Source organism: uncultured Tateyamaria sp. (assembly GCF_947504105.1).
Classification (GTDB): Bacteria; Pseudomonadota; Alphaproteobacteria; order Rhodobacterales; family Rhodobacteraceae; genus Tateyamaria.
Map to the genome: position 1 here is coordinate 165,369 of NZ_CANNGP010000005.1, position 15,074 is coordinate 180,442.

Annotated in this window: 17 protein-coding genes and 1 tRNA gene; 5 read left to right on the plus strand and 13 right to left on the minus strand. The window is 56.2% G+C overall.

Annotated elements, in window-relative coordinates:
- Positions 1-12 precede the first annotated feature (12 nt).
- The 8 genes from Q1A75_RS05490 to Q1A75_RS05525 form a co-directional block, all read right to left on the minus strand.
- Positions 13-549, minus strand: a complete 537-nt coding sequence (locus tag Q1A75_RS05490; RefSeq protein WP_299554573.1) for a GNAT family N-acetyltransferase — start codon at positions 547-549, stop codon at positions 13-15.
- Positions 550-551: 2 nt separating this feature from the next.
- Complete coding sequence (locus tag Q1A75_RS05495) at positions 552-1,154, minus strand: LysE family translocator (protein ID WP_299554524.1); 603 nt, start codon at positions 1,152-1,154, stop codon at positions 552-554.
- Positions 1,151-1,702, minus strand: a complete 552-nt coding sequence (locus tag Q1A75_RS05500) for a GNAT family protein (protein ID WP_299554527.1) — start codon at positions 1,700-1,702, stop codon at positions 1,151-1,153. Before Q1A75_RS05500 ends, Q1A75_RS05495 begins: the two co-directional genes overlap by 4 nt.
- Positions 1,699-2,202 (minus strand): GNAT family N-acetyltransferase, encoded by a 504-nt coding sequence (locus Q1A75_RS05505; protein ID WP_299554530.1) that lies wholly within the window; start codon positions 2,200-2,202, stop codon positions 1,699-1,701. The genes Q1A75_RS05500 and Q1A75_RS05505 overlap by 4 nt, the downstream gene beginning before the upstream one ends.
- A 93-nt stretch (positions 2,203-2,295) precedes the next feature.
- Complete coding sequence (gene rpmA / locus Q1A75_RS05510; protein WP_189370744.1) at positions 2,296-2,565, minus strand: 50S ribosomal protein L27; 270 nt, start codon at positions 2,563-2,565, stop codon at positions 2,296-2,298.
- Between the two features lie 12 nt (positions 2,566-2,577).
- On the minus strand, positions 2,578-3,285 hold the full coding sequence (locus Q1A75_RS05515; protein WP_299554533.1) for a 50S ribosomal protein L21: 708 nt from the start codon (positions 3,283-3,285) through the stop codon (positions 2,578-2,580).
- Positions 3,286-3,808: 523 nt separating this feature from the next.
- Complete coding sequence (locus Q1A75_RS05520) at positions 3,809-4,579, minus strand: DUF2059 domain-containing protein (protein ID WP_299554535.1); 771 nt, start codon at positions 4,577-4,579, stop codon at positions 3,809-3,811.
- The gene (locus Q1A75_RS05525) at positions 4,580-5,407 is read right to left on the minus strand and encodes a DUF2059 domain-containing protein (RefSeq protein WP_299554538.1); all 828 of its coding nucleotides are present in this window, start codon (positions 5,405-5,407) and stop codon (positions 4,580-4,582) included.
- A gap of 160 nt (positions 5,408-5,567) precedes the next feature.
- On the opposite strand from Q1A75_RS05525, the gene Q1A75_RS05530 reads away from it, so the two are divergent.
- A tRNA-Ser gene (locus Q1A75_RS05530) sits at positions 5,568-5,657 on the plus strand.
- A 382-nt stretch (positions 5,658-6,039) separates the two neighbouring features.
- Here the strand turns inward: Q1A75_RS05530 and Q1A75_RS05535 are convergent.
- Positions 6,040-6,879 carry a universal stress protein gene (locus Q1A75_RS05535; protein WP_299554541.1) on the minus strand — a complete coding sequence of 280 codons (840 nt, stop codon included), beginning with the start codon at positions 6,877-6,879 and terminating at the stop codon, positions 6,040-6,042.
- A gap of 60 nt (positions 6,880-6,939) precedes the next feature.
- Positions 6,940-7,422 (minus strand): Hsp20/alpha crystallin family protein, encoded by a 483-nt coding sequence (locus tag Q1A75_RS05540; RefSeq protein ID WP_299554544.1) that lies wholly within the window; start codon positions 7,420-7,422, stop codon positions 6,940-6,942.
- A gap of 138 nt (positions 7,423-7,560) precedes the next feature.
- Between Q1A75_RS05540 and Q1A75_RS05545 the strand changes: the two genes are divergently transcribed.
- Together Q1A75_RS05545 and Q1A75_RS05550 are read left to right on the plus strand one after the other, a co-directional pair.
- Complete coding sequence (locus Q1A75_RS05545) at positions 7,561-8,754, plus strand: hypothetical protein (protein WP_299554547.1); 1,194 nt, start codon at positions 7,561-7,563, stop codon at positions 8,752-8,754.
- A gap of 14 nt (positions 8,755-8,768) precedes the next feature.
- Positions 8,769-9,191, plus strand: a complete 423-nt coding sequence (locus Q1A75_RS05550) for a DUF2267 domain-containing protein (RefSeq protein ID WP_299554549.1) — start codon at positions 8,769-8,771, stop codon at positions 9,189-9,191.
- On the opposite strand, the gene Q1A75_RS05555 is transcribed toward Q1A75_RS05550, so the two are convergent.
- A complete protein-coding gene (locus Q1A75_RS05555; protein WP_299554552.1) occupies positions 9,188-9,859 on the minus strand; it encodes a helix-turn-helix domain-containing protein in 672 nt (223 codons plus the stop codon). The two genes, Q1A75_RS05550 and Q1A75_RS05555, sit on opposite strands and share 4 nt — an antisense overlap.
- A 163-nt stretch (positions 9,860-10,022) precedes the next feature.
- Here Q1A75_RS05555 and Q1A75_RS05560 point away from each other — a divergent pair, with 163 nt between their 5' ends.
- Positions 10,023-10,796, plus strand: coding sequence for a response regulator (locus Q1A75_RS05560; RefSeq protein WP_299554555.1), 774 nt, complete (start codon positions 10,023-10,025; stop codon positions 10,794-10,796).
- Here Q1A75_RS05560 and Q1A75_RS05565 read toward each other — a convergent pair.
- Positions 10,781-12,307 (minus strand): PAS domain S-box protein, encoded by a 1,527-nt coding sequence (locus tag Q1A75_RS05565; protein WP_299554558.1) that lies wholly within the window; start codon positions 12,305-12,307, stop codon positions 10,781-10,783. The genes Q1A75_RS05560 and Q1A75_RS05565 overlap by 16 nt on opposite strands.
- A gap of 80 nt (positions 12,308-12,387) precedes the next feature.
- Positions 12,388-13,554 carry a site-2 protease family protein gene (locus tag Q1A75_RS05570; protein ID WP_299591899.1) on the minus strand — a complete coding sequence of 389 codons (1,167 nt, stop codon included), beginning with the start codon at positions 13,552-13,554 and terminating at the stop codon, positions 12,388-12,390.
- Positions 13,555-13,682: 128 nt separating this feature from the next.
- Between Q1A75_RS05570 and Q1A75_RS05575 the strand changes: the two genes are divergently transcribed.
- Positions 13,683-14,720, plus strand: coding sequence for a hypothetical protein (locus tag Q1A75_RS05575; RefSeq protein ID WP_299554564.1), 1,038 nt, complete (start codon positions 13,683-13,685; stop codon positions 14,718-14,720).
- Positions 14,721-15,074 lie beyond the last annotated feature (354 nt).

The following is a 15,074-nucleotide window of genomic DNA, read 5'->3' on the forward strand; positions in this document are numbered from 1 at the left end:
CAGCCCCCGCAATCAGAGTTTGCGACTATAGGTCCATGTGGGCACGGTCGCATCGCGCGCGACCGAAAACCCTTCGGCGTCGCCCAAATACTCAAAACCACAATGCGTCAACACGCGAGCCGAGGCCGGATTGTCCTGAAACACGCTGGCAAACATCGTGGCGTTGTTCATCGGGTTTGCGTCAACAAGGGCCTGAACCGCATCGGACGCAAGCCCGGTGTTCCAGAAATACGGGGCGACCCAATATCCGACCTCGGATTGGTTGCGATCCATCCGCGTCAACGAGATCAGGCCCATTATTTCGGCGCCACCGGATTTGAGTCCATCCATGGCCCATACGTCTTCCTCACGTTCATCTGCCATGGCACGTGCCAAAAAAGCTTCGGTCATGCCCGGTGGGATGGGATGTGGGATGGATTGCGTGTTGCGGGCCACACGCAGATCGCTCGTGTACATCTCGATCAACCCCATGTCTGACCGGCGCAGCGGGCGCAGTACAAAGCGCTCTGTTTCGATCACATCCTGGGTCACGATTTTTTCCATCTCCACAGTCATGTCCCTCCTCCAAACAAAACAAAAAGAACCGACGCGACTGTCAGGGCCGCGAGGCAATACATCAAATAAGGTTCCGCAGACGTTCCTGCGAGGGTTCGCGCAATACGATCACCCGCAAGTGTCCAAAGTGGGTGCAAAAGCACCTGTGTCGTCAGCAATATTCCACCAATCGTTGCCGTAGCGATAACGGGATCGGTCCCAGGTGTCACAAAACCTGTGAAACCCGCCACAATCATTGCCCATGCTTTCGGGTTTAGAGGATGCACGATGAGACCCGCCAGAAATCCGGGAGCATCGACCGCCGGACCGGATACGCCGAGACGCAATTGAGAGACCTTCCAAGCCAACCAAATAATATAGACGGCTGATACCCACTTCAGTGTTTCAAAAACCCATGGTGCACGAGCGGCCAGTTCCATCAAACCAAATCCAACAGGCCAAATGATGAACTGTTTGCCGAGTGCGACGCCCGCCACGAATGGCAAGGCGGCACGGAAACCATACCGTGCCCCTGTTGCCAGAAGCGCCATGTTCGCAGGGCCCGGTGTTCCAACCTGACTGGCCGCAAACACCGCAAAGGACATCGCCGCGACGCTCATGATAAACGCATCAGATCGCGGTCGATCAGACCCATGATCAGATCATCGTGCCACTCCGCCTCAATCAACGCCGACTCGCGTTCACGTCCCTCGACGACAAACCCCACTTTTTTGTAGGCGGCAATAGCGCGGGCGTTGAATGCCAGCACCCGACAACCCAACCGGTGTAACCCCATGTCATCGAATGCATGCGCGCCCAGCAGGCGCATTGCTTCGGTGCCATACCCCTGCCCCAAAGCATTGGGATCGAGGATGCCGATACCAATGAGGGCCCGCTTGTCGGCGCGGTTGATCATGTGCAGACGGATGGCGCCTAACAAGACACCATCGACGTCAATCACCCAAGCGTGGCGGTCCTCTTGCTGTGCAGCCACCCATGCCTCTGCAGCATCGCGGGTGATATCCCGCACCTGCCCTGGATCCCCCCCAAACATCTTGACGATGTCCGGGGTGTTTCCCAACGCAAAACGTGCATCGACATCACCTGGAACCACGTCGCGGAGCACAACGCGTGGACCGCGCAGCACCTGTTTGGTTGACTCGGTCATGCCTGCGTCTCCCACATGCTTTGGGTCAAGACCATACGCTGCAGCACGTGACAGTCGCCTGTCGCCGGGCTGCGCACCTGTTCTTGCGATGTCCGGAGAAAACCCAACTTTTCCAGCACATGGCGCGAGCGCGCATTCTCAGCAAAATAGCCGCTCTGCAACTCTGAGTGACCTTGATTGAAATGGCGTTCGATCATTGCCCTGCATGCTTCGGACGCATATCCGCGGCCCCAATGGTTCTTGCCAAACCAATAGCCGAGTTGGCTCTCCGTCCCGATGCACCCCACAAGCTGTGTACCTGCACAAACGACAAACACGTTTCCGTTCCCACTTTGGACCGCGTCAATGAACTCTCTCGCATCAGACAGCCCATAAGGGTGTGGCGCGCGCGTCAGCCAGCGGGACACCTCTAGATCACCAACCTGCGCAGCAATATTCGCCGCATCCTCTTTCCGAGGCGCGCGCAGTGTCAGACGTTCGGTTTTCATAAGGCCTGTCATCAGACCCTCCTCGCTGTTGGCGGGGGACGGAAACGAAAAAGGGACCGGCGTTTCCGCCGATCCCTGATTTTGTCAAAACCTTCCGGGTACGGCTTATTCAGCAGCCTCCGCGGCTGGGAGCACGGAAATAAACGTGCGACCCTTGAGGCCTTTGTGGAATGTGACGGCGCCATCGACAGTCGCAAAGATCGTGTGATCTTTACCCATGCCTACGCCTTCGCCCGGCCAAAACTTGGTGCCGCGCTGACGCACGATGATGTTGCCGGGGATGGCCGCTTGGCCACCATAGAGTTTCACGCCAAGACGGCGGCCAGCGGAGTCGCGACCGTTACGGGACGAACCGCCTGCTTTTTTATGTGCCATGCGTCTCTCTCCTTAGCCTTGGGTCTTTTCTTGGGCCTGAGCGATCCAGCCTTCACGCTCGATCCGGCCTTTGAAAGACAGTTTCTCGTCCATATCAGCAACGTCCTCTGGGGTCCATGCTGCAATCTGCGCGAAAGTTGTTACACCGTTTTCGTGCAGCTTCTTCTCAAGTGCGGGGCCAACACCGGACAGTTCCTTCAGATCGTCGCCACCGGCTGCAGCCTTTTTGGGCGCTACTTTCTTGGCTTCTTTCTTGGGCTCTGCCTTGGGTGCTTCAGCCTTCGGGGCTTCAGCTTTGGGCGCTGCGGCCTTTTTGGCTTTCTTCGGGGCTGCGGCAGCGGCAACTACGGCGGCCACGCCAAACCCTGCGCCGTTTTCGGCAGCCATCACACCGGACTTGTCCGCGCCCGAGGCAAGGATGTCAGTGATCTTGACCAGCGTCAGTTGCTGACGGTGACCCTTGGTGCGCTTCGAGCTGTGCTTCCGGCGACGCTTGACGAAGTTGATCGTCTTGGGGCCTTTGATCTGTTCGATGACTTCGGCTTGTACGCCTGCGCCTGCAACAACGGGGGAACCGACTTGGGGCTTGTCGCCGCCAACCATCAGAACTTCGTTGAATTGGACTTTGTCACCTGCATTTGCGGCCAGTTTTTCAACGCGGAGCGTGTCGCCCGATTGAACTTTGTACTGTTTGCCGCCGGTTTTCATAACCGCGAACATGCGTCTTTCCTTTTTGCTTCCGCGTCGTGTGGTCCCCGATCCCGGGTGTTCACGGCATATGCCACCTCAGACAGCGCGCCCATCCGGGCGATATCCATATGATCCAACAACGTATCCGTTGTCAGAGTGGGCGCTTATTGAAGTATTCCAAGAGCAAGTCAAGGGCCTGACATGACCGTCGACGCTATTCGTTTCGGCAGAACTTTGCTGGCTGCAGAAAAACGCGCCCACAGTTCTAACCGAAGCAGAGGATTGTTCCGATGATCCTGTCTGCCAAAAATAGGTTGAGCATGACACTACCCTTACCAGAAATTTGTTGTTTCCTGAATTGGCGCAAGCGGATGGTGCTGAGGCTGACAAAACCTACCCTGCTGTGACGTCGTATTAGATTCGCACAGTGGCAACTGGTCTCTGAGCAACGAGGCTGCTCGTTCAGAACTCTGGAGAACACGGCAGTTTTCCCAAATATCTCATTACTTGTTGATAAAGACTATGTGGATCAACCACCAACCGTAGCCCGCCATCAAAGCTCATTTTGTGGCAGGAGACGCCCGGCAGCCTGACCCAGTGCATATGAAAGCGTGGTGTAACTTTGACCAAACGCCAGAAACAGCGCATCATCTACAGCTGCCCCGACATCGGTCTCCCAGAATGAAGTGTAGATGGCGATGTCGTCCTTGGTCATCGCTGATTGTACCAGCGCATTGTACCCACGTAACCAGCCCTCTGTGTCGACCAGAATCCGGGCGCGCAACTGATCCATATCAGGAGCGTCTTCGCTGCGACCCGAACTGTCTGACAATCCTTCCAAAAACGCGGCCTGTGCGGCAACGGCGACATCGGTGTTCCGCTCGATCAAGTCTCGTGAAACGAGGTAGTCAGTCACCTGCTCGCCCTGCGCAGTCGGGCTGGCTTTCGCTGCTTCCTCAACTGTGTCATCCAGAAAAGTCTGCCTGGCCTGCACTTCCAACGTGATGATCCGCGCGCCTAGATCACTTTCGAAGAACAGCAGTGCCTGCGCCGCGACATCCGGATCCAGTCGTTCTGCCATCACCCTGCGCAATTCGGTTTCCATCCGCAACGGATCATATAGTCGGCGCACTGTGTCCACCCACACATCGCCGCCCTGCCCGTTCAAAAACACCTCGTCAATCGATTGACCCGCTTCCAATCCCTCGGTGACGAATGCAGCGATCAGTTCGGGAACACCCATCGCGTCGATCAGGCGATTGACATCTGCCCATGCCGACTGTGCGAGCATCCACAGCGAAAAGCTGAAAACGGCAAGGCGCATCTACAGCTCCTGGCTGGGTTGCAGTGTCTGCATGGCCCGGGCCAATGCCTCGAACCGGTTGGCCATGATCTCGTATTGGACAGCATTCATCAGGTCATACACACGGCGCATCTTGGGATTTTCGAGCGCTTTGGCGTATTCAAGCACTTCTTCATCAGAAAAGGACTGGTAAGTGTATGCCGCACCAGTCAGTGCGCTTGCCGCAATCTCTTCCTTCAAAACGTCCTCGTCACTGGACAGGAGTTCCCGCAAGTCCGGCTCGTCCAGCTGCAATTCGATCACGCCGGCAGCAGCCGCAGCCATCAGGAAACGCACCTGTATTTCCTGAATTGCGCGCACACTGACGCCGGCACTGTCAGATGCTTTGTTCATCCGCTTGAGGTGTTCGAGCCTTGGACTGTCCAAGCGTTCAAGCCCTGCAACGATAGCTTCCCCGCTATCGTGCTTCAACGCATCGTCTTCTTTCATGTGGCTGGCATTCTCGGCTTTGACCAAACGCTGCCCGAGGTCAGATGCATAAAATTCAGCCGCGTGGGTCAGCATTTCATCTTCAAGCGTCTTTTCCAGAATGTCTAACGCTAGATCATGCATAACCTCGGTCTTGAAGACATCCTGTGTCAATCGCGTCCACTCGGTGCCAAAGTCTTCGGCCTGCAAGCCCAGCATTTCGGGGGCAGAGCTGGCAGACAGGCGGATACTCTCCAGCGCCACGTCGAAACCTGTGACTTCAAGGAAATCCTGCAGCTTCGCCCGATCTGCCGCAAAGGCGGACAGGGATGTGGCAAGTGTCAGGATCAGGGCTGCAAATCCATATCGAAGGGTGCGCATATGATACCTCATTTCTGTCTGCTCGGGCATATTGGTCATTGAGCCAAGGGTATGCGTTTTTGCGGGCGCGTCCATCAAATTCCCTGTGTGAGCGGCTTTGGCGAAAAACTGTCTTGCGCGTCGGCCTCGTACACCGTAATTGAGCGCACCAGACCCCCGCGGAGAGGTGCCGGAGTGGTCGAACGGGGCGGTCTCGAAAACCGTTGTGGGTGCAAGCCCACCCAGGGTTCGAATCCCTGTCTCTCCGCCAATAATCACTGTTTTTCATATACTTACGTGATTTTCCGCCATTCCACACTACGCGGGACGTTTTTGCGACGACGCCGGGGAAGGATAGCGATACTTTCGAATGCCACGGCTGCGACATAGTTTGGCAAACCGACGCCAAGACCGTGTAAAGAGCACGTTCAAATGGAAAGTCCAAGGAACGCAGGGTGCGTGCTGGACTTATGGAATCGGCTATTCGGGTTTAGGCGTCAAAAGCCAGAGCCACGCCTGACAAAGCGCTTGCGTGGAGGTGTTCTTTCAGCATCAAGCTATGGAGCTAAGTCGGTGAGTGAACACACCGATGTTTCCATGTAAAAACGACAGGTCGGGCGATTTAACCACGCGAGCAGGTGTAGCAGCGTTGCTCACTTGGACAGCAGGACCGGCAACTTCGCATGTCTCAGCAGTGCTTTACTGGTCGCGCCCACCACAAAGTCATAGGCGTAGGAGTGACCGAACGCACCAGTGACGACCAAGTCAGCCCCTTTTTCAAAAGCGCAATCCATCAAGACGTTCGCGATAGCCGTGCCCGCTTGGTTGAGATGGCGTAGTTCGACCTTGTGCCCGTGACGTGCCAGGGCCGTGCTTATATCAAGCATGTCGGAATCCTGCATCTCGTTCAGCGTGTTGTTCTTGACGCGCAAAACAACCACCTCTGCTTCTGGTTTCGCCACCATCAGCATGTCATGGGCCGCGCGCGCAGCTTCGCGCGCTTCACTCCAACCCAGCAGAACCTTGTTGCCAATTTCCGGCCCTTCGTAATCATGCGGTACCACAATAACCGGACGACCACTTTGTCGAATGACGTCCGCCTGTGCCCGGCGCTGATCGTATCGATCGACCTCCTTGTCCTCATGCGCCATTATGACGATATCTGCAGCGCGCGCGCTTTCGACCATTCGTTCCGAGGCGGTATTCGACTGGGCTTGCACGAGGCGGTATTCGCCGACGAAATCTTCGACATCCGTATAGGATTCAAAGATCGCCTTGATCTCTTCCGCAACCGCTTGCTGACTGGCGCTAAACGCCTGAAATGCCGTGGCGGGCACATGCACAGCGATCCCGGGATAGACCTCGAGCGCCTCCAAGGTGTGCAAGCCGATCAGATGTGCGCCTGTGCGCCGGGCCAATGGTACGGCTACCTTCATCAATGTCGCCGCGTGCTCCTTGGTGGTCAGACATACAAGGATGGTCTTCGGTTCCATGAGATCCCCCTCCGGAGTGAGAAGATTAATCCGGCTGCAATGGCGACCGGATCATGCCAGTCACGATGTGCCAATACTGACTTTCTGAACGCCGGTTGGTGCGTTTTCGGGCCGCTCGATTTTGAGCGTGAGAACCCCGTTGGAAAAGTTCGCGTCCACTGCGCCATCAGCAGGAACAAATCCCAGCGGAATATGGCGACGGAAACTGCCACGGTGCCGCTCGACCAAATGATAATCCTTTTCTTTTTCCTCGCGTTCAGTGCTTTTCCCGCCCTTGATCACCAGCGTGTCGCCTTGCACCATGACATCAATATCATCCTTGCTGACGCCGGGGATGTCTGCGCTGACTTCAAGCCCCGTTTCTGTCTCTGCCACGTCAATCGCAGGCACCAGCATCGCCCCGCTCGAAAAGAAATCCTCGGTTGGTTGCGGAACTGCGGTACCCCGCAAGTGGTCAAGCATCTGAGCCATTTCATTCTGGAAAGACTGAAAAAACGGCGGGTAGAAGCCGCCTGCTCGCTTGGGAAGATTTGGTCTGGACATTGTGGCGCTCCTTTTCTGGATGATTGAGGCTCCGTCATCTTGATCTAGCAAATCCGGCCCTGCCCCAATTGATCGTTGTCAATCCGGCTTTGATATCCAGCGCTATCCAATTGCCATCAATATTTGGGAGCGGTTGGCATGTTGACGAGATACGTATCTGCCGTGGCAATGGCAGTCCTTTTGTCCGTCTCGCAAGGCTGGGCACAGACGAATGTAATGGAAAACGGTGGCGACACCTTTGTCACAGGAGAGACTTTGACCCAAACACTGGATGCCACCGGCGACGTTTTTGCCATGGGCCGGTCCACGACGGTGTTGGGCCAGACGGACGGTGATTTTCATGCCTCGGGCTTTGATGTGGTGATTGATGCCGGGGTCCGCGAAGACGCTTATGCGGCGGGGGCAACCGTCACGCTAAAGGGTACCGTGGCTCAAGATTTTTCCGCAGCAGGCGTCACAGTCCGGACCGAAGCCACATCACGCGTTACAGGTAACGCCCGATTGGCGGGCGCCACAGTTAAAATCGAAGGTCCAATAGATGGAGCGTTGTCCGTGACGGGGCGCGATGTGCTTCTGAACGCACCCGTTGCCGGGGATGTACGTATTTTCGCCCGCACCCTGCGCTTTGGTCCCGAGGGAGTGGTGTCGGGTCGCCTTATATATACAACAAAAGAGAAGACTGATGTGCCAGAACGCGTTGCCCCCGCCACGCGCGTGGTGTTCGAAGCCTTTTCCGGTGGCGTTCTGAAACGTGAATGGACTGGTATTCGGGACATGCCAGTTTTTCCGACATTTGCATCGGTGTTCTTTGGCTTTCTCGTCACCCTGTTGTTTTTTGTATTGCTGGGCGCCATCGCGCTTGGCTTTGCGCCCCGACAGGTTTCCTGGCTGCGCAAGTCGATCGGAGCAGCACCAGGCCGGACGCTGCTACAAGGGGTCGTTGGCCTATCGATCTTTTTGGGGGCAATCCCGGTCATGGCATTGACCATTGTCGGATTGCCTTTTGTGCCCGTCGCCCTGCTGGCAGTTATATTGCTCTGGACCCTCGCCTATGCATTGGGGGCCTATGCCATCGCCATGCGCTTGTGGACCGGCCTGGGCGGAGCAATTGACCCCGCCATCGTCACGCGACTTGTCGTCTTTGCAGCGGCCATAATCGTGGTGGCGCTGCTGAACTTCATTCCATTCGTTGGCTGGGTCGCAAACTACACCCTCGTCCTGTTGGGCGTCGGCGCAATGACCCATGCCGCCTTTCTTGCCCTGGTTCCCGATATCGATCCCGCCTTGGACGCGGATATGCGCCCGGTAGATGACACTGACGCCTCAAGCTGAAAAGGAGAATGCCCATGTCCAGTCAAGGCCTCGAAGTTATCGATCAAACTGTGCACCTGACGCATGAGTGGATCAATGAACTGGCGGAACGGGTAGGCTATGCATCTAAACGCAGCACCTTACGCCTGCTGCGTACAGTGTTGCATTTGTTGCGTGACAGATTGCCCCAGGATGAGATGGCGCAGTTTTCAGCGCAGCTGCCGCTACTGATCCGCGGAATCATGTTCGAAGGCTGGCAGCCAAAGCTGTTACCCAAAACATCGCTCAAACTCGAGCCTACCATTCTCGACGCAATGCAAGACACAGCCGAGTTCCGGGGACCCGAAGACGTTCGTTACGTCTTTGATCTGTTGAACGTTCGGATCAGCCGAGGCGAGATCGAGGATGTCCGGGCATGTCTGCCGGAAGAGATGCGCGAATATTGGAAAGCGCCTTAGTCGGCGCCACGTGACAGCTCCAAAAGGGCATCGGATCTCAGCACGGTGATTGTTTGCGCCCCATCAAGCGCAATAACACCTGCTTTGCGTAATGCCGTAAAGGACCGGCTGACGGTTTCCGTGGTCAGGCCAAGAAAGTCGGCTATGTCATTGCGACACATGGGCAGAGCGATCCGACGGTGAACACCCTGGTTCTCACCATGGCGGCTTGTAATCACGTTCAGAAAAGATGCGACTCGCTCAGCTGCCGATTTCTGTCCCAGCATCATCACATGGTCTTGCATGGCGCTGATCTCCTGCAGGGCGGCCTGCAGAAGTGCCATATGCAGATCAGGGTCGCCGTCGCCATGGTCCAAGGCGGCCCGCCGGTATGCACGGATCGTCGTATCGACCAGGGCTTCGCAATCTGCGTGGTGGCATCCGTCTGCAGGAAATCCAATGATGTCTCCGGGGTAACCGAAGGCGATGACTTGTCGCCGACCGTTTTCCAGCATGCGGGTCAAGCGTACAACGCCACCGACAACTTGGTATACGTACTCAACCTCATCCCCTTCGTGATACAGATGCTTTCCCGCCTTGAGGCGTGCTGGGAGCGCGTTTCGCGCAACGCTCTGAGCTGAGTGCAGGTCCTGGATCGGGCGGTTTTCCGCAGACAATGTGACGTACATTCGAAGTCCCCTGATAAGTGCGGGAACGTTGGTGGACCGGTCATGTATTCTGACGTACACTTCGATCTGACAGTTTTGTATCAAATTGTAATGCATCTCGGGACCACATACGTGCGTTCCTGTGAGCAGCAGGCGCATATGAGCCAAGCCGGTGGAGCGCGACGTGGGACAGCAGCCGACAATATTGGTTGTGGAAGACGATCTGAAAGTACGGACCCTGCTGCGGAACGTGCTGGAAGATGATGGATTCGCAGTGACCGAAGCCTGTAATGACGTCGAGACACGCGCATGTATTGCATCAACTGACCTCAGCCTGGTGACCCTTGACGTTCACCTGGGAACCGAAAGTGGCTTTGATATCGCGCGCGAAATCCGCGCAGTCTCAACTGTGCCGATCGTAATGGTCACAGGCAAGGATGACGTAATCGACCGCGTTGTGGGCCTCGAGATCGGGGCAGATGACTATATCACCAAGCCCTTCCACGTGCGCGAGGTTATTGCCCGCATCCGTGCAGTCCTGCGCCGCCATCAATTTGCCGAGGCGGACGCACACAAGGGTACCCATATCTCGCCCGGAATTCCGGGCAGCGCAGCGTACCATTTCGATGGAGTGATTGCGGTACCAGACCGCTTGCAGGTAATCGACCGCACCGGCACCGATTGCGCACTGACCAGCGGAGACTTCAACTTGTTGAAAGTGTTTCTGGAGCGGCCCAAACGGGTTTTGTCGCGCGATCAGCTCATGGACCTGACCGGAGGTGTTGAATGGTCCCCCCTCGATCGAACGATCGACAATCAGGTGGCCCGGCTACGCAAAAAGATTGAACGGAATCCTTCAGAGCCACGCCTGATCAAAACAGTGCGCGGTGTCGGCTATACCTTTGCCTGCGAGGTAAAACGTAAACAGGCAAACGGATCACTTCACAAAAGTGCGTAAAGTCGCTCGGCCAGATCAGAATGGCGATACGGTTTGTGCAGAATCCTATGATCCCCTGCTGGACCCATCTTGCTGGTAATGACATCACTGGCATAGCCAGACGTCAGCAGTATCCCTACATGCGGAAGCATTTCGCGCACTTTGGCGGCGAGGCCGTATCCATTTAACGACCCAGGCATCACGAGGTCGGAAAACACCACATCAACATGCCTGCCCGAGCGCAGCAGAGCATAGGCCTCGTCTCCGTTCGCAGCTTCCAGCGCCTGGTAGCCCAGATCGCGTACGCGTTCGAGTGAGAGCTTGCGTACACGCGGGTTGTCTTCGACAACCAAAACGACCTGACCGTTCCCGCGCGGCATATCGCCAGCATCTGCGTTCAAGTTTGTATCATCGGCCAAACGCGCTGCCCGCAGGGCGGGAAAGTAGAGCCCGAAGCTCGTACCATGCCCCAGTTCGCTGTAGAGCGTGATGTGCCCCCCGGATTGCCGAACAAAACCATACACCATGGCCAGCCCCAAACCTGTACCGCCGGTGGCAGCCTTTGTTGTAAAAAATGGTTCGAACGCACGGCGCTGTGCATCAAGCGTCATCCCGGCACCATCATCGCTGATGAACAGCCGGACATAGTCACCCGGCGCGATATCGGTTTCCTGAGCCATGTAGTCATCGTCGATCGTGACATCCGCAACCGAAATCAGGAACTCGCCCCCACCCGGCATTGCGTCACGGGCATTCAGCGCCAGATTGATCAAAGTGGATTGCAACTGCACTGGGTCGATCATGACCGGGCTGAGTGTTTTGGCAAAATCTGTGCGGATCGTGTACCGCTCTCCGATGGTGCGCTTGAGGATGGCGAGAGCGTCACGGCATTGTTCGCGCAGATCGACCTCAACAGGTTTGAGGTTTCCTTTTCGCGCAAAAACCAGAAGACGCGACGTCAGATCGGCCCCCAATTCAGCCGACGCCAATGCATCGTTAATGAGATCAATCTGTTTTTCCGTCGTGCCACGCATCTGCAACAATTCCAGGTTGCCAATGATAACGGTCAGAAGGTTGTTGAAATCGTGCGCGATCCCGCCGGTCAATTGTCCCACCGCATCAAGCCGCTGCGACCGCGCCAATGCTTCTTGCGCCGCATGGCGTTCCGTGAGGTCGTGCAAGATGCCAATGAATACCGCCTGATCGTCGATGACGGCGCGCCCCACAGACAAATGCAAGGGGAACACCGTCCCATCCTGACGTCGGCCCTCTACATCTCGACCAATATCGATGATGCGTGTTTCTCCGGTCTTGAGGTGATGTGCCATGAAATCGCCATGCACTTTGGCCAGGGCCTCGGGCATGAGAACGTTGACACTTTGTCCGATCAGCTCACCGCTCTTGCATCCGAACAACTGGCCCGACGCAGGGTTGGCGCGCAGGATGGTACCTTCGCTGTCGGACACGATGATCGCATCGGCGGCGGCCTCCATCAGGGCGGTTAACAGGGCTGCGTCTCTGGCGTGATCCAATGGCTTTGACCAGGTTGCTTCAGGGTTACACTCGACCAAGTTGATCAAAACGGCATAATACAGGTCAAGCGGTTACGCGATTATGTGCGGGCCGCCGCAACTTCCACCCCTCTTTTTCCAAGATCAGCCAACAATCCCAGGTATCGAGTGAGATCGGACAGAGAAATCACCCCGAGCAATTGGCGGCTTTCAACAACCATGAACTTGCGTTGGCCAGTCCGCGCAATACGGTCAAAGAGTTCCAGTATCAGCATATCCGGCGGGATGCAGGTGGCTTGCTTCAACTCTACAAAGATATCGTCGACGGTGGTGTTGGCCCAGTTTTCGCGATCAATTCTGGCCAACACGCAAGTGTCTATGTGGCCGAGCAGGCGGCCATCTTCAACGACCGGCACAAAGCCAATACCGTTGGCCAGCATTGTTCGGTTTACCAATGCCGCAAGCGTGGTGTTCGGGCCGGTGGTTACAACATCCGTGGTCATCAGCGCTTGCACTTGCCGGGTGCCGAAATAGGTTTTCATCCGCTGCGCCTCAAGACTGCTGCGCGCAGCCGCGAGTATGAAAAGGCCAATGAGTATCTGCCAGAATCCGGCAATGAGCACGCCCTGAAACAATCCAAGCAGCCCCAAACCCATCAACCCGTACGCCAGAATTGTGCCCGACCGCGCTGCGGTTTCTGTTGCAGCCAGCATATCGCCACTACGCTGCCACAGCCACGCGCGCAGGATTCGCCCGCCATCCAGCGGAAAGGCGGGTAACAGGTTGAAAAGGGCAAGAACCAAGTTGATCAGCGCAAGGTAGCGGAACACTTCTACAACGGCTCCGCCGCCAATCAGAACCTCGCTCACCGCTGCAAAGCTGCCGAAGGCAAAGGCCAGCGCCAAGCTCATCAACGGCCCGGCGAGTGCGATCCAGAATTCGTGCATTGCCTTTCTCGGTTCTTGGGCCAGTTCGGCAACACCACCAAACAGAAACAGGGTAATGCCCTTTGTTTCGACCCCGAATCTTCTTGCGGTTAAGGCATGCGCCAACTCATGCCCTATCAAAGAAACAAAAAAGAGCAGCATACCCAGGATCGTCATTGCCGCGTAAGTCCACTGCGTCAGACCGGGCAAGGCCAGAGGAAAGGTATATTGAAACAAGCTCCAGGCGATCAATGCCGCAATCAAAATCCAACTGGGATCGACGCGTATCCCAAACCCAAAAACGGTGACGATTGTTCGCGCATTAGAGAACATGACGACCATCCTTTTGGTCGTATCTTACGTGCTGTCCGGCCGCCGCCATTGATCTCGCTCAAATCTCTCGCTGCACACCCTGCCCCGCCCTTGAGAAATGTCAGTATCCTCACCGGTCCAGTACGTAGATCAGCGGTATGGAACATATCACGAGCAGCCTTGCGCTGAGCCTCGTCACGTTTGCGGCAAGCGCATTTGCCGTCTGGGTCGCCGGGGCGCGCCTCGCCTATCTCGCTGACGCATTGTCAGATCGGCTAACGCTGGCCAAATCTGTGGTTGGCCTTGTGTTTCTATCGGTGGCAACGTCGCTTCCCGAAATCGCCACCACCCTTACCGCCGCGGTGCACGCAACGCGCGCGCTGGTGCTGAACAATCTTTTCGGCGGCATCGCATTGCAGACAGCAATCCTAGCAATGTCGGATTTCTGGGCACGCGGAGCAATCACAAACTATCCGCGCAAGGCAAATCATGCGCTCGAAGCCACGCTGTTGGTTCTCATGCTCAGCTTGATGATCGTAGTCCTGATGGTGGGCGAACCCATTGCCATCGCCGGAGTGGGTTTGGGTTCGGTTGTCATTGCGTTTGTCTATGCAGGGTCGCTGTGGCTACTGCGCACATATGACGGGGCAAATGACTGGGTCCCGGTAGACCTGCCTGATCCTGACCCATTGCCGTTTCCGGCGCCCACCGGTTTGATGCATTCATCGACGTCTGCGCTGCTGTTGCAGGCGTTGATCGCGTGTTCACTGATCCTCATCTTTGGCATTCTGCTCGTGACCAGCGCGGAGCGCTTGGCCTTACAGACCGGGCTAGGTTCCAGTTTCATCGGTGTGACCCTACTGGCTGGCGCAACCTCTCTGCCCGAGCTAACGACAAGTATCGCTGCAGTGCGGATAGGGTCCTACACAATGGCGATCTCCAATATATTTGGGAGCAATCTGATTATGCTCATGCTGGTTCTTCCCGCAGATGTTCTTTATCGATCCGGTCCTATCTTGCGTTCGAACACGCCGATGGAACTCGCTTCGTTGGGCATGGCAATCGTTGTCACCGCAATCTTCCTGACCGGCCTCCTGATCCGTCGCAAACCGAAGATCGGCAATGTGGGTTTGGATTCCGTGCTGGTCCTGGTCAGCTTCCTCGCAAGCTTGCTTGTCTATTTCGGCCTCCGCTGAGGTCGCATTGACAAATCTCAACGACGCTTTTCGCCCATCAATTATTCTGAGCCAAGCAAACACCGGGATGGAATTCGGAAATGCCATGGGCACGCCACATAACCGACAGATTGGCGCATTTGCAAAGCAGCAGGCTGGATTCAAACGGATGCATCCAGCCCCGTACGTTCCGAGCCGGACAAAGGCTGACTATGGGCGACTGCGTTGATCTCGCCATCGTTCTGTCGGGCACAGTACGTTTCGCCCGTCGATTTGGATGTGAAGCAGACCTGTCTGCTGTCTGACGTCAGCGCCTATGGGTCCAAATAGCGGTATTTGCTAAGAGAGGGTTTGTTGCTCATCGTGGCCACCAAG

Excerpts from the sequence above, each read along its gene's own strand:
- Q1A75_RS05540 (WP_299554544.1), bottom strand. The coding sequence starts at position 7,422 with ATGTCCAGACCAAATCTTCCCAAGCGAGCAGGCGGCTTCTACCCGCCG.
- Q1A75_RS05515 (WP_299554533.1), bottom strand. The coding sequence starts at position 3,285 with ATGTTCGCGGTTATGAAAACCGGCGGCAAACAGTACAAAGTTCAATCG.
- Q1A75_RS05570 (WP_299591899.1), bottom strand. The coding sequence starts at position 13,554 with ATGGTCGTCATGTTCTCTAATGCGCGAACAATCGTCACCGTTTTTGGG.
- Q1A75_RS05535 (WP_299554541.1), bottom strand. The coding sequence starts at position 6,879 with ATGGAACCGAAGACCATCCTTGTATGTCTGACCACCAAGGAGCACGCG.
- Q1A75_RS05555 (WP_299554552.1), bottom strand. The coding sequence starts at position 9,859 with ATGTACGTCACATTGTCTGCGGAAAACCGCCCGATCCAGGACCTGCAC.
- Q1A75_RS05520 (WP_299554535.1), bottom strand. The coding sequence starts at position 4,579 with ATGCGCCTTGCCGTTTTCAGCTTTTCGCTGTGGATGCTCGCACAGTCG.
- Q1A75_RS05550 (WP_299554549.1), top strand. The coding sequence starts at position 8,769 with ATGTCCAGTCAAGGCCTCGAAGTTATCGATCAAACTGTGCACCTGACG.
- Q1A75_RS05525 (WP_299554538.1), bottom strand. The coding sequence starts at position 5,407 with ATGCGCACCCTTCGATATGGATTTGCAGCCCTGATCCTGACACTTGCC.
- rpmA (WP_189370744.1), bottom strand. The coding sequence starts at position 2,565 with ATGGCACATAAAAAAGCAGGCGGTTCGTCCCGTAACGGTCGCGACTCC.
- Q1A75_RS05505 (WP_299554530.1), bottom strand. The coding sequence starts at position 2,202 with ATGACAGGCCTTATGAAAACCGAACGTCTGACACTGCGCGCGCCTCGG.
- Q1A75_RS05500 (WP_299554527.1), bottom strand. The coding sequence starts at position 1,702 with ATGACCGAGTCAACCAAACAGGTGCTGCGCGGTCCACGCGTTGTGCTC.
- Q1A75_RS05575 (WP_299554564.1), top strand. The coding sequence starts at position 13,683 with ATGGAACATATCACGAGCAGCCTTGCGCTGAGCCTCGTCACGTTTGCG.
- Q1A75_RS05495 (WP_299554524.1), bottom strand. The coding sequence starts at position 1,154 with ATGAGCGTCGCGGCGATGTCCTTTGCGGTGTTTGCGGCCAGTCAGGTT.
- Q1A75_RS05545 (WP_299554547.1), top strand. The coding sequence starts at position 7,561 with ATGTTGACGAGATACGTATCTGCCGTGGCAATGGCAGTCCTTTTGTCC.